The sequence below is a fragment of the Paenibacillus sp. NMA1017 genome (genome assembly GCF_058895805.1).
This window is the reverse complement of sequence record NZ_JBZXYR010000002.1, coordinates 228,506-242,084: the sequence shown is the minus strand read 5'-3', so window position 1 is coordinate 242,084 and position 13,579 is coordinate 228,506. Positions and strand designations below refer to the sequence as shown.

Annotated in this window: 13 protein-coding genes; all 13 read left to right on the top strand. The window is 45.3% G+C overall.

Annotation, left to right across the window (positions count from 1 at the left end):
* Positions 1–182: 182 nt before the first annotated feature.
* The 13 genes from ypeB (at position 183) to AC5ELV_RS06025 (ending at position 13,525) form a co-directional block, all read left to right on the top strand.
* Positions 183–1,568: a germination protein YpeB gene (ypeB, locus tag AC5ELV_RS06085; protein ID WP_342426406.1), complete on the top strand. Its 1,386-nt coding sequence runs from the start codon at positions 183–185 to the stop codon at positions 1,566–1,568.
* A 165-nt stretch (positions 1,569–1,733) separates the two neighbouring features.
* Entirely contained in the window at positions 1,734–2,393 is a 660-nt protein-coding gene (locus AC5ELV_RS06080) for a flagellar brake protein (protein WP_165177242.1), read from the top strand.
* Between the two features lie 129 nt (positions 2,394–2,522).
* Complete coding sequence (gene cmk, locus AC5ELV_RS06075; protein WP_307346200.1) at positions 2,523–3,230, top strand: (d)CMP kinase; 708 nt, start codon at positions 2,523–2,525, stop codon at positions 3,228–3,230.
* Entirely contained in the window at positions 3,227–3,820 is a 594-nt protein-coding gene (locus AC5ELV_RS06070; RefSeq protein ID WP_013310746.1) for a lysophospholipid acyltransferase family protein, read from the top strand. The genes cmk and AC5ELV_RS06070 overlap by 4 nt, the downstream gene beginning before the upstream one ends.
* Positions 3,821–3,940: 120 nt before the next feature.
* Positions 3,941–5,167 (top strand): 30S ribosomal protein S1, encoded by a 1,227-nt coding sequence (gene rpsA, locus AC5ELV_RS06065; RefSeq protein WP_493429508.1) that lies wholly within the window; start codon positions 3,941–3,943, stop codon positions 5,165–5,167.
* A gap of 147 nt (positions 5,168–5,314) precedes the next feature.
* Complete coding sequence (gene der, locus AC5ELV_RS06060; protein ID WP_250239257.1) at positions 5,315–6,637, top strand: ribosome biogenesis GTPase Der; 1,323 nt, start codon at positions 5,315–5,317, stop codon at positions 6,635–6,637.
* Positions 6,638–6,648: 11 nt separating this feature from the next.
* Entirely contained in the window at positions 6,649–7,257 is a 609-nt protein-coding gene (gene plsY, locus AC5ELV_RS06055; protein ID WP_493429507.1) for a glycerol-3-phosphate 1-O-acyltransferase PlsY, read from the top strand.
* Positions 7,250–8,290, top strand: a complete 1,041-nt coding sequence (locus AC5ELV_RS06050) for an NAD(P)H-dependent glycerol-3-phosphate dehydrogenase (RefSeq protein ID WP_039271042.1) — start codon at positions 7,250–7,252, stop codon at positions 8,288–8,290. Before plsY ends, AC5ELV_RS06050 begins: the two co-directional genes overlap by 8 nt.
* 166 nt (positions 8,291–8,456) lie before the next feature.
* Positions 8,457–8,732 (top strand): stage VI sporulation protein F, encoded by a 276-nt coding sequence (locus AC5ELV_RS06045; RefSeq protein ID WP_493429506.1) that lies wholly within the window; start codon positions 8,457–8,459, stop codon positions 8,730–8,732.
* A 178-nt stretch (positions 8,733–8,910) separates the two neighbouring features.
* Positions 8,911–9,561, top strand: a complete 651-nt coding sequence (locus AC5ELV_RS06040; protein ID WP_493429505.1) for a hypothetical protein — start codon at positions 8,911–8,913, stop codon at positions 9,559–9,561.
* 37 nt (positions 9,562–9,598) lie between these two features.
* Positions 9,599–9,949, top strand: coding sequence for a 2Fe-2S iron-sulfur cluster-binding protein (locus tag AC5ELV_RS06035; protein WP_493429504.1), 351 nt, complete (start codon positions 9,599–9,601; stop codon positions 9,947–9,949).
* 418 nt (positions 9,950–10,367) lie between these two features.
* Positions 10,368–11,846 (top strand): stage IV sporulation protein A, encoded by a 1,479-nt coding sequence (spoIVA, locus tag AC5ELV_RS06030; RefSeq protein ID WP_023989182.1) that lies wholly within the window; start codon positions 10,368–10,370, stop codon positions 11,844–11,846.
* Positions 11,847–12,409: 563 nt separating this feature from the next.
* The gene (locus AC5ELV_RS06025; protein ID WP_493429503.1) at positions 12,410–13,525 is read left to right on the top strand and encodes a sugar ABC transporter substrate-binding protein; all 1,116 of its coding nucleotides are present in this window, start codon (positions 12,410–12,412) and stop codon (positions 13,523–13,525) included.
* Positions 13,526–13,579 lie beyond the last annotated feature (54 nt).

The following is a 13,579-nucleotide window of genomic DNA, read 5'->3' as shown; positions in this document are numbered from 1 at the left end:
AAGATGCGGAGAACGCTTTGTGCTGAGAGGACGCATAGAGGAAGGACAGATTCAGACCGGCTTTAAACGCTGCATTTGCGATAACTGTGAGTTTATTGTTGAAGTCATGGAAAACCATGCATAAGAGAGCTTTCTTCTTGTCACACTATCGGTAGTGTACTTGAAGAAAGGAGACTTCCAATATGTATAAGCGACTTAGTTCCGTATTGTTCCCGGTGGTTACCCTGATGATGATAGGAGCATTTGTGTGGGGTTATCAGCAAAGCCAGATGAGAAAAGAGGTGTCTCTTCAGGCAAATAGCATGTCGATAAAAGCGGAAAATCAATACCAGCGTGCGTTTCACGATTTGTCGTTTCATATGGATCAGCTGCATTCTCAACTCGGTAACGCGGTTGCTGTCCATAATACTTCACACGCGATGCACCGCAAATGTTTGATGAACGTGTGGAGGATTACAAGTGAGGCTCAAAATGAGGTTAATCAGTTGCCCCTCAATGTAATGCCTTTTAATCATGCCAAGGATTTGCTGTCACATCTATCTGCATTTTCGTATCAGACCGCTGTTCGTGATCTGGATCACGAGCCTTTAAACGAGAAAGAAATTTCGAACCTGAAAACGTTGTATAACAATTCCAAGGAAATTTCGAAAAACATGCACGAAGTGCAGCAAAAAGTCCTTAGTAAAAATTTGCGCTGGATGGATGTCGATATGGCGGCAGGTTCTCAAACTGGACCGAAGGACAACACCATTATTGATGGCTTTAAAACCGTGGACAAAAAGGTGGAAAACTATAAGGAGCTGGATTGGGGACCGTCTGTAGCCAGCATCTATGATAAACGCTCTGTGAAAAAATTGAGTCTCCCGCCAGTAAATGCAGAACAAATTAAACGAAATGCTGCTGAATTTACAGGAAAACCGGAAAGTCAGATCCGGGTGAACGAAAACGGTAAAGGAACGGAATGGGCATCTTATACAGCTACCCTGCTAAATAAGAAGCAGCCCGTGGCCAGTATGGATTTTACGAAAAAAGGCGGCAAGCTTATTTCTTATCATGACATGAGGGCAGTAGGTCCTAAAAAAGCAACACGTAATGAAGCGATTCGCTATGCTAGTGAATATCTTGAGCAAAAAGGTTACAAAGACATGAAGCCAGTTGCGTATGATGAAAGCGGGAATTTAGCTAACATTACATTTGCGAGCCAACAAGGGGATGTGATTATCTATCCAGAAAAAATCACAGTCAGATCAGGCCTTGATAACGGACAAGTGATCGGTTTTCAATCCAGTGATTATGTGTATGAGCATAGTCATCTCCGCCGCATTCCGCAAGCGAAATTGAATTTGAATGCAGCACGAGCAAAATTGAATCCTGAGTTTCGTGAAACTTACCACCGTAAAGCCTTAATTGAAAATGAACTTTCGAATGAAGTTCTCTGTTATGAATTTGGTGGTAAAATCAATGGTTCCGTTTACCGGATATACATTAACGCCAATACGGGGATGGAAGAAACGATTGAAGAGGTTAAAGATTCAGATGAACCTCAGGTTACTGCAAGTAATGCGTAATTGATTACATGAAAATGAATCAATAGTCACTCTAAACCTCCTTCATGAAGGAGGTTTTTTGTCCTTTAGTCATAGTTCAAACAAATATAATGCTTAATATAGGCATAAAGTCGTGGTATTATATACCTTAATTAGAGCTTTTAATGGACAAGGATGGTGGATCATTTGTTTCCCAAAATTAATGATGTGTTATACATACAAGTGGCTGGTACTGACCATAAGGACGAGATTTTTGAATTTAAGTCTCGTATTGCAGAAGAGGAGTCACAGAACTTTTTAATTGAAATTCCTATGTCACAAACAAGTGGGCATTTGAAAAAATTGTTTCTAGGGGAAGAACTGTCTATATTTTTTATGAGCGAGGGTGGGATTAAAAATTATTTTAATACCCACGTTACGGGTTTTAAAGAGGATATCCTCCGGATGGTTCGTATCCACAAACCTGCTCCAGACAGCATCAGCAAAATTCAGCGTCGAAACTTTCTTCGGGTTAAGGCCAACTTGGAAATTGCAGTAAAGCATGGTGCGAACGAGTCCAGATTTGTAGCAGAGACACATGATGTAGGAGGCGGGGGTGTTTCTTTTCACACCCAGGGAACTCATCATCTTGAAGAAGGAGAATCATTGTCTTGCTGGATTTTAGTTCCATATAAAAACGGCACTCAGGAGCATGTTCCGTTCCAATCTGAAATTGTGCGCATTCAGCAGATGGAAAATGGTCGCAAACTCATTATGCTGAAATATGAGGAAATCGCTGATCAGGAGCGCCAAAAACTGATTAAATATTGCTTTGAAAGACAGCTGGAATTCCGGGGGAAATCTTAATCATCCGATATTTTTCTTTTTTAGTAAACCTGTCGCTTATTTTGCATCGCCTATAAATGTGTGGTATAATTTTCACGTCGCAGGCAATGCCTGCTTTTTTCTTGAGGTTAGGTTAGGAGGAATTCCCTGTTGGCAAGGCAACATGTATCTTCAATTAACAAAATAAATGTAGCCATTGATGGACCTGCTGGTGCAGGGAAAAGTACAGTGGCCCGCCTGGTGGCGAAAGCACTTTCTTATGTATATGTAGATACCGGAGCCATGTACCGAGCAGCAACGTGGTACATGATGCGTAAGGAAATTCCTGCAGAAAATATACAAAAAGTGCTTCAACATGTACCTGAGCTGGTGATTGAATTAGTACCGGACCCCACAGGCCAAAAGGTTTATTGTAACGGGGAAGATGTAACCACTGTGATCCGTTCGATGGAAGTGACTAGCAACGTGTCACAGTATTCAAGTATTGCTGGTTTACGTACACGTTTGACTGAAAACCAGCGTGAGATGGCTGCACGCAAGGGTGTCGTTATGGATGGTCGCGATATTGGAACAACTGTACTTCCCGATGCGGAAGTCAAGGTGTTCATGACCGCAAGTGTTCAGGAACGTGCCTCCCGCCGTTTTAAAGAACTGAGCGAAACTGATGATATCACTCTGGAACAACTGGAACGTGACATTGCGGCACGTGACAAGCTTGACGAGGAGAGGGAGGTATCCCCGCTTCGTTGCAGTGAGGACGCCATCGTGCTCGATACGACCCAAATGGGCATTCAGGATGTCGTTGATACGATCGTATCTTATTGCTTAACGGAGAAGGATGGAGAGATCAGCCAATGATATATACTGTATGCGCCAGTATTTTGCGTCTCATTTACCGCGTTCTGTTTAGACTTGAGGCGGTAGGCAGGGAAAATGTTCCTGCTGAGGGTGGAGTGCTGTTGTGTTCTAATCATATTAGTAATCTTGACCCTCCTACAGTTGGTATTTTGCTGAAGCGAAAGGTTCACTTTATGGCAAAAGCCGAGCTGTTTAATGTTCCTGTACTGGGTCCACTAATTGGGAAACTGGGAGCTTTTCCAGTCAAACGTGGTGGTGTAAGTAAGGAATCCATTAAGCTGGCATTGAACATTTTGCGTGATGGTAAGGTTATGGGAATCTTTCCCGAAGGCTCCAGAGGAGCTGGGGGAATCGGTAAAAAGGGTGCTGCAAGCTTTGCGCTACGCAGTGGAGCGGCTGCCGTTCCGGTTGCCATTATTGGTGATTACAAGCTTTTCCGTAAAACGAAAGTGTTATACGGTAAACCTGTCAATTTGGATGCATACCAAAAGGGTGCCGATATCGAAGGAGATCCACTTGAACTGGCAACAGAAGCAATTATGTCTCGTATTCGCACGATGAAGGAAACGGGGAAGCCTACGAATAATTGAAAGGCTTGCATGAATTGTGTCTAAGCTCGGAAAACTAGAACAAAAGTTTATTTATGTTTTGAACTCTGCCATGGGCAGGTTTAAATAAATGGTTTTTTTTGAATTGAGGAGGGTATTGACATGTCGGAAGAAATTAAAAATCAAGAAGCTGCTGAAGCGGCAAATCAAGACGAGCTCGATCAAATCGTCTCCCTGAAAAAAGGTGACACCGTTAAGGGTACAATCGTGAAATTGGAAGATAACCAAGCGGTAGTAAGCATTGGATATAAATACGATGGAGTTATTCCAATTCGCGAGTTGTCTTCTGGTCTGGATAACGCAGAAGAAGCAGTACAAGTAGGCCAAGAGGTTGAAGCTAGAATTATCAGCATCGACGATGGCAAGGAAAAACTTGTTCTGTCCAAACGTGCAATCGACAGTGAAAATGCTTGGGAAAAGTTGGAGCAACTGTTCGAAAGCAAAGAAGTATTTGAAGTCATTGTAAATGATGTCGTTAAAGGTGGCATCGTGGTAGACGTAGGTCTGCGCGGATTCATCCCTGCATCCATGGTAGAACGTCACTTCGTTGAAGATTTCAGTGATTACAAAGGCCGCACATTGCGTGTTGTTGTAAAAGAACTGGATCGTGAAAATAACAAAGTGATCCTTTCTCAAAAAGACGTTCTGGAAGCAGAATTTGAAGCCAACAAGCTTAAAGTAATGGCTGAGCTGAAAGAAGGCCAAGAAATCGTAGGTACGGTTCAACGTCTTACTCAGTTTGGTGCTTTCGTAGATGTTGGCGGCGTGGACGGTCTGGTTCACGTATCTGAAATTGCTTGGACTCATGTCGATAAACCTTCTGATGCAGTTTCTGAAGGAGACCAAGTGAAAGTAAAAGTCTTGAAAGTAGATCCTGAAAAAGGAAAAATCAGCCTGAGCATGAAAGCTGCACAGCCTGGTCCTTGGGAATCGGCTGCTGGACAATTCAACAACAATGACATCGTAACAGGTGTTGTAAAACGTCTGGTTAACTTCGGCGCATTCGTCGAAATCGCTCCTGGCGTGGAAGGTTTGGTGCATATTTCCCAAATTTCCCACAAACACATTGGAACTCCACAAGAAGTTCTGGAAGAAGGACAAGAAGTGAAAGTTAAAATTCTTGAAATGAATCCTTCCGAAAAACGTGTTAGCCTGAGCATTAAAGAAACTGAGGAAGCTCCTGAAGCTGCTCCTAAAGCAGAAAGAGCACCACGTGCATCTCGTGCACCTCGTGAGGAACTGAATAATCCTAACGTTTCCCTCAATAATTCCGGTCTGAGCATTACGCTCGGCGAGCGTTTTGGCGATAAGTTGAACAAATTTAAATGAGTTTAAATCAATACATTTTATAATAAGCATAACGTACACCATCGGCGGACCCAGAGGGTTCGCCGATTGTTGTTACGTGACCATATCGCCAATAGGTATGTTTTTTGCTATGATGATAGCGGAAGAATTGACAGGAGGAGTGAATTTATGGCAAGACCCGTTGTGGCTATCGTTGGTCGTCCGAACGTGGGTAAGTCCACTATTTTTAATCGGATTATCGGGGATCGTTTGTCCATCGTGGAAGATAAACCCGGAATCACTCGTGACCGTATATACGGTATATCGGAGTGGAATGGTAAATCCTTCAGTATTATTGACACCGGCGGCATTGAGATTGATGGTGAGGATGTCATTTTAAAATCCATCCGTATGCAGGCCGAACTTGCAATAGAAGAAGCAGATGTAATTGTATTTATGAGTGATGCGAAAGCAGGAATTACACAGTCAGATGAAGAGGTAGCTCAAATGCTATATCGTTCGGGTAAACCGATCATCGTAGCTGTCAACAAGGTGGACAACCTCAGTCGCGCCGATTTGATTTATGAGTTTTATTCTTATGGATTTGGTGATCCAATCGCTGTTTCTGGTAGCCATGGCACAGGGATAGGCGACCTGCTAGATGCCATTACATCCAATTTGCCTGAGCTGGAAGAAGATCACTATGATGAAGACGTTATTCGTGTTGCCTTGATCGGTCGCCCGAATGTAGGTAAATCTTCACTAGTTAACGCCATTCTGGGAGAAGAACGAGTTATCGTTAGTGACATTGCAGGCACGACACGTGATGCAATTGATACACCTTTTGAAAAAGACGGTCAAAAGTATGTACTGATTGATACGGCAGGTATGCGTAAACGTGGCAAGGTATATGAAACGACCGAAAAATATAGTGTAATGCGTGCTATGCGTGCCATTGAGCGTGCAGATGTTGTATTGGTCGTTATTAACGGCGAGGAAGGCATTATTGAGCAGGATAAGCACATTGCTGGCTATGCTTATGAAGCGGGTAAAGCATCGCTGTTTGTTGTTAACAAATGGGATGTCGTGGACAAGGACGATAAAACAATGCAACAGTTTGAAACAAAAATTCGCGACCACTTTCTGTTTATGACATATGCTCCGATTGTGTTCTTGTCTGCAAAAACGAAGCAACGCCTGCAAAAGCTGCTTCCTGTTGTACAGCATGTGGCGCAGCAGCATGTATTGCGTATTCAGACACATTTGCTGAATGATGTGATTTCCGATGCGGTTGCCATTAATCCTCCACCAACAGACAAAGGACGTCGTCTGCGCATTAACTATGTGACCCAGGTTGCTGTTAAACCGCCTACGATGGTTGTATTCGTAAACGATCCAGAAATAATGCACTTCTCTTATGAGCGTTATCTGGAGAACAAAATTCGCGCCGCCTTCAATTTTGAAGGAACTCCAATTCGTATCTTTACACGGCGCAAGTCTGACGAAAGTTAGGAGCGAATAGGTTGATTTTACAAATCGTTGCCATCGTACTCAGTTACTTGCTTGGCTCTGTCAGCTTTAGTTTGCTGTATGGAAAATTAAAAGGAATCGACATTCGCCAGCATGGAAGCGGCAATGCCGGTGCGACGAATACGCTGCGTGTGCTTGGAAAAGGCCCAGCTATTCTGGTACTGCTGCTGGACGTACTTAAAGGGGTTATTGCAGTGCTAATAGGGCACTGGTTAGGTGGAGAATCATCCTGGGTTTCGGGTTTGTGCGGCATTGCAGCGATTGCGGGCCATAACTGGCCGATATATTTTCACTTCCGTGGAGGAAAAGGGATTGCGACTGCTATTGGTGTATTAGCATCGCTTGCCTTACTGCCCGCACTATATGCCGGAGTCATTGCGATACTTGCAATCGTAATGACGCGTTACGTATCCTTGGGGTCGCTCATATTTGTCATTTTGACCCCCTGGATATTACTCGTACTTGGTTATGCATGGCCGTTATTCTGGACGGCTCTAATCATTTGTCTGTTCGCTGTGTGGAGACACCGTACCAACATAGTCAAGCTGGTACGGGGGAATGAGAATAAGCTTGGCTCCAAAGGAGGAGATCGTCTTGTCTGAGAAAATAGCTGTGCTGGTCGCGGGGAGTTGGGGAACAGCCCTGGCTTCCGTTCTTGCGGCCAATAACAACGATGTCTCTGTCTGGACGAGAAACGAGCAGCAAGCAGCTGAAATCAATGAGAAGCATACGAATGAGCATTATTTACCGGGCTCCATTTTGTCTGATCGCATTTCAGCTACAACTGATATGCAGACTGCGGTATCTGGTGCTAAAGCAGTGATCATCGTATCTCCTTCTGCTGCTGCTCGTCAGGTAGCACGTAGTCTGAAAGCTCATTTTAGCAAGGATATGCTGGTAGTGCATGCAATTAAAGGTTTTGAAACTGAAACGCTTAAACGTATGTCCACGGTGATCTCGGAAGAACTGGAAGTCGCGGAGGGCGATATTGCTGTGCTGTCTGGTCCGAGTCATGCGGAAGAAGTGGTGAGGAAGTGTCCTACAACGGTCGTTGTAGCTTCCTCCAATGAGAAGGCTGCACAGGCCGCACAGGGGCTGTTCATGAACTCCTATTTCCGTGTCTATACAAACCGCGATTTGCTCGGTGTGGAACTGTCCGGGGCGCTAAAAAACATTATCGCATTGGGTGCGGGAATGTCAGACGGACTTGGTTTCGGTGATAATGCCAAAGCGGCTTTATTGACCCGTGGATTGGCTGAAATTACCCGTGCCGGAGTTGAGATGGGCGCTAACCCATTAACCTTTGCCGGCCTGGCTGGTATTGGCGATCTAGTGGTCACTGCAACGAGTCGTCACAGTCGCAACTGGCGTGCAGGGTCACTATTGGGACAGGGTCAGCAGCTTGATGCTGTGCTGGAATCTATGGGCATGGTCGTAGAAGGAATTCGAACGACAAAAGCGGCATACGCCATCTCCCAAAAATTAGGTGTTCAGATGCCTATTACAGAGGTATTGTATGGAGTACTGTTTGAAGGACGTGACGTCCGTAAGGCCGTTGAGGCGCTGATGGGTCGTGACCCTAAGACCGAAATGGAAGTCATGCCACTTCAAACTTGGGAGCAATGGCATTCTTAAGGGCTCGGATGAGCTTTAATAATATAAAGGCTGTCTCATGGTAGATTTTTTCTATAATGAGATAGCCTTTTTTAGTTAGGCGTTAGGCATGTCTTATGTACGCTTAATCACCTTTTGTCTCTGCCACTCATAGACTGAGTTGAGCAATGGCGGAGGAGGGGAGATTGTGAATAAAAACTTTCCGAAAGATGCATTGAAGGCCATTAACAAAAAAGGCGGCAAAAACATATCCGAAAATGCAGTGAAAAAGCTGGCAGGCACGGTAAAGGCGGACACGCTTCAAAGCGAAGCGCAGCTGCGTCAGCTTATCAAGCAGGTGTCTGCAATGGCTAACATTCCGGTGTCGGAAGATACAGTAAAGGATATCGTTGGTGCCGTCAAAAAGAGCGGAATGAATCCTTCCAATATGGAAGCGTTGATGAAAATGATGATGAAAAAATAGACCGCTGGCCGCACGCCGGTTAGTATTATTCACCGTGAACCGGGAAGGTTCGCGGTTTTTTTTATATTTTGGAGTAGGTAACCGCTTTTACAGTACACAAAATATCGAACTGCCCTGTCGAACATGTTATAATGATGCCCATCAGGAAACGGAAGGAAAGACAGCAAAGGAGGAAACGATGTTGAAGGAGGCAATATCATCAGTGTTAGTAGACAGGCTTCCTCACAATCTGGCAGTTGCTCTGAGTAGCTTGGCTGAGAGCTGGTCAACAGTGTCGGTTCCGTGGATGCTGGGCGGGAGCTGTTCACTACTTGTGCAAGAAGTTGAACTGGATCGCCTGCCTCGGGACATTGATATTTATGCGGATATTCATGCCGCAAAGCAGCTTCATGCGCACCCCCTGGGTATGAGTATAGATCGACAACAGGTTGACCGTAGCGGTTCCTACGTTTCATTGCTGAGCCACTATGATCTGGAGGGATTTCCAGTCGAGTTGGTGGGGGGATTTGAGGTATTATGTGGCGGAGCGTTATACCGCTTAGAGATCGAGCGACTACTTTGGTCGGCTGGTGTTCAGATTGAACTGGGGAGTGCTTCACTGCGTCTGATGCCGCTCAGTCATGAACTTTTATTCAATATATTGCGAAATCGACCTGACCGATATAAAGCGATCGCAGATGTCATGAAGCGCGACCCGCGACGTCATATAATTGTACTGAAGCAGCTACTAGTCAGTAATATTTGGAGTGAGGAGCAATTGGACAAGCTTGCAGAACTTCTGCCTTGGTCAGAGTTGCACTCCGTCATCCAGATGGGCAATGAAGTATAAACTGTGTGTGTTAGGAAAGACGACTGGAGGACCGTTTATGAATGTGCAGATTACGTTCAAACCGTCAGGCAGGCGCGTACAGGTCGGTCAGGGTACGTCATTGCTTCTGGCTGCCCGTAAAGCGAGTGTATATATTCCCACTCGTTGTGACGGAAAAGCAGCCTGTCTGATGTGTAAGGTACAAATATCACCGGAATGGGCTGAATTCGCAGGTCAACCTAGCGATGCAGAGCAGCGTAAGCTGGGACCTTTACTGGATGAAGGAATACGCTTATCCTGCCAGGCCCGTGTCCAAGGCGATATGGAGGTAACCATACCGGAGGATAGGCTCAAGGCGGCTATCAGACGGCAACTGGAGCGTCAGGCGATGGATGATGAACTGTGGTAATGCCGATATATCAGGAGAATAAAAAAGGATGGTTTCCGATGACTCTAAACGGTCAGGAGAACATCCTTTTTTTATTTAGTCTAGTGACGAAGTCATGGGAGAGTTTTGCCCCGCATATATTAGGTGAGTGGACCCAAACGTAAAATATCGTTTCTGCAATGATCGCTGTGTCGTAATCTATTTTTTAAAAAACTAAACATATTTTACGGAGGGGATACATATGATGGTATCAGTCCAAATGCATGTACGAGTTTACGCCGTTTCGCCGATTCCATCAGTCTCCTGAATCTCGGCGGCGGACGACTTCCGGGCATTTTAAAGGCTGTTCTGCCGCATCTGGGATCAAGCAGTTGGTTGAACACGAAGCGGATGCTCTTTAAGCATTTTTCCTTCGGAGACTTTTGAGGAGGGGATTTCATTGGAGAAAGTGGACATTTTTAAAGACATTGCCGAACGCACCGGAGGAGACATTTATCTTGGGGTCGTCGGCGCAGTCCGAACAGGAAAATCAACGTTTATTAAGCGCTTTATGGAGACAATTGTTCTGCCAAACATTACAAGTGAGGCGGACCGTGCCCGCGCCGTAGACGAGTTGCCGCAAAGTGCGGCAGGCAAGACGATCATGACGACGGAGCCTAAATTCGTACCGAATAATGCCGTCCAGATCAAAGTAACGGAAGGACTGGACGTGAATGTACGTCTGGTTGACTGTGTAGGATATGCAGTAGAAGGAGCAAAAGGGTACGAGGATGAAAATGGACCGAGGATGATCTCCACACCATGGTTCGAAGAACCCATTCCTTTTCAGGAAGCGGCCGAAATTGGTACACGCAAGGTTATTCAGGAGCATTCGACGCTCGGTGTGGTAGTCACTACAGACGGCACGATTGCTGAAATCCCGCGCAGCTCTTATGTAGAGTCGGAGGAACGCGTCATTGAGGAGTTGAAGGAAGTTGGCAAGCCATTTGTCTTGGTTATCAACTCCACGCATCCGCGCAGTGATGAAACACTCCAGCTTCGCAGTGAGTTGGCTGCCAAGTACGATATACCAGTCATGACACTCAGCGCGGCGACTATGACGGAAGATGATGTTACAGGCGTACTTCGTGAAGTATTATATGAATTTCCGGTGCATGAGGTGAATGTAAATCTGCCGAGCTGGGTCATGGTTCTGAACGAAGAGCACTGGCTGCGTAGCAATTATGAAAATTCCGTTCGCGATACGGTAAAAGATATTCGACGCCTGCGTGATGTAGATCGAGTGGTTGGCCAGTTTATGGAATATGAATTCATTGACAGGGCTGGATTGAGCGGGATGAATATGGGGCAGGGCGTAGCTGAAATTGATCTGTATGCACCTGATGAGCTGTATGACCAGATTTTGGTCGAAGTCGTCGGGGTAGAGATTCGCGGCAAGGATCATTTGCTGCAAATGATGCAGGATTTTGCCCATGCCAAACGGGAATACGACCGCTTCGCCGAGGCGCTGGAAATGGTTAAGACAACGGGATATGGCATTGCCGCGCCGTCGTTGTCCGAGATGGCACTAGACGATCCGCAGTTGATTCGTCAGGGTACAAGGTTTGGTGTGCGGCTCAAGGCAACAGCACCTTCCATACACATGATCCGTGTCGATGTGGAATCGGAATTTGCTCCGATTATCGGAACAGAGAAGCAAAGTGAGGAGCTTATGCGCTATCTGATGCAGGATTTTGAGAATGACCCAATCAAAATTTGGGAGTCAGACATTTTTGGACGTTCGCTGCATTCCATTGTACGGGAAGGCATTCAGGGTAAAATCGCTATGATGCCGGACAATGCACGCTATAAGCTGCAGGAAACGCTGGGTCGTATCATTAATGAAGGCTCCGGCGGTCTCATTGCTATTATTCTTTAAGGCTAAGCCACACCTACAAAATGTATAAGAGAAATACCGTGGAGAGCAATTTGCTCTCTACGGTCCGCAAAAACTAAATATTAGACTGACTTCTAAAACCAGACAGGGGTAGCAATGGACGAGAAAATAAAGTCCTAGACTACCTCTGTTTTTATTGAGCTTTTCGTTTCTCGTATCAGGATGTAGGTTCAAATATAACAATCCGATTAATGAGTTTCACAAGTGGAGGCATCGTGAAAGGAAATTGGAACTATTGCCCAACAACTGATAGAGCGGAAGTTCTCCGGTAAAGCAGTGCTCCAAATAAGTTAGATGTGGGCGTCCTCATTTTAAATAAAACAAACAGAATTGTATCTTTGGACTAGGTTTTGCCTTGATTTCACATTTATACAGCAACCGTTTCCTGCTATTCAATCGGGGGACGGTTGTTTGTTGTGTTTTGTCCTATAAAGCCGGAAATTTTTCTGTATTTAATAAAACCTATTTACATACTTGGTTTAAAGCGATATATTAAGTATCAAATTTGAATTATTTTGTGGATTGAACGAGGGGGAAATGAAATCATGAATATCCAAAAAGAGCTCCAAAGAAACAAAAAGCTAGGGCTGGGAACTATCATGCTACTGGTGCTGGTTTTGCTGGTCACTGCATGTGGCGTACCGAAAACAGAGAGCGGCACGCAAGGGACAAGCACGGCAGGATCGAATACACCAGATGGAAAACCGGACAATTTAAACCTAAAGGGTAAACGGGTTGCGTTGATTATGGAGTTTAACACAGGCACATTTTCACAACAGTATGTTCAAGGTGTGGAAGATGAAGTTAAGAAATTTGGCGGCACGCTGACCAAGTTTGTGGCAGATAACGATAAGGCTAAAATGGCTTCTCTGCTTGATAGTGCGATTAACCAGCAGTATGATGTCATATTGACTGATCACGGTGATGCATTGCTGGAGACAGGGCTAAAAAAAGCAATTTCCCGCAATATTCCGGTTATCGTGTTCGATGCTGCCGTCACTGTTCCGGGTGCGGTAGTGCTCTCACAGGATGACCAAAGCATGGCTGAGCTGACGCTGGAGCAAATGAAAAAGGATATCGGTGGCAAAGGCAACATTGTGAAAGTATGGGTTGCCGGATTTGCGCCGATGGAACGTCGTCAGGTTGCTTATAGTGCATTTTTGAAATCCAATCCGGATATTAAAGAAATTGCGACTTTTGGTTCGGCTCAGAATCCTGCGTTAGATACGCAAGCCAAAATGGAAGCTGTATTAAAGCAATATCCTAAGGGCGAAATTACAGCCGTCTGGGCGGCTTGGGATGAATTTGCCAAAGGCGCAGCACGTGCCATCCAACAAGCGGGACGTACGGAAATTAAAGTCTACGGCATTGACATGAGCGACGAGGACTTACAAATGATCCAAGACCCGAAAAATCCTTGGGTGGCCTCGGCTGCCGTAGATCCAACAGATATCGGGCGCGTACAAGTGCGCTATGCATATCAGAAGCTGCATGGGGATAATCCGGAGGAGAAAGTCGTACTGAAGGCTGTATATGTGCAACGCGAAGCGCTGCCAGATAAGCAAATTTCCACATCCGAGCTGTCCCAATATGTGAAGGGATGGGGCCAAAGCGAGCAGGGCTATAAGGATTGGATGAAGGAATATAAAACGTCCAAATAAAATGTTTGCATAACGCAAAGGCGCGCTTCGGCGCGCTTTTATCATAAGCAGGCG

Bases quoted from the DNA above. Each gene is read 5' to 3' on its own strand.
- der (WP_250239257.1), top strand. From the start codon at position 5,315: ATGGCAAGACCCGTTGTGGCTATCGTTGGTCGTCCGAACGTGGGTAAG.
- rpsA (WP_493429508.1), top strand. From the start codon at position 3,941: ATGTCGGAAGAAATTAAAAATCAAGAAGCTGCTGAAGCGGCAAATCAA.
- ypeB (WP_342426406.1), top strand. From the start codon at position 183: ATGTATAAGCGACTTAGTTCCGTATTGTTCCCGGTGGTTACCCTGATG.
- AC5ELV_RS06070 (WP_013310746.1), top strand. From the start codon at position 3,227: ATGATATATACTGTATGCGCCAGTATTTTGCGTCTCATTTACCGCGTT.
- AC5ELV_RS06035 (WP_493429504.1), top strand. From the start codon at position 9,599: ATGAATGTGCAGATTACGTTCAAACCGTCAGGCAGGCGCGTACAGGTC.
- AC5ELV_RS06025 (WP_493429503.1), top strand. From the start codon at position 12,410: ATGAATATCCAAAAAGAGCTCCAAAGAAACAAAAAGCTAGGGCTGGGA.
- AC5ELV_RS06040 (WP_493429505.1), top strand. From the start codon at position 8,911: ATGTTGAAGGAGGCAATATCATCAGTGTTAGTAGACAGGCTTCCTCAC.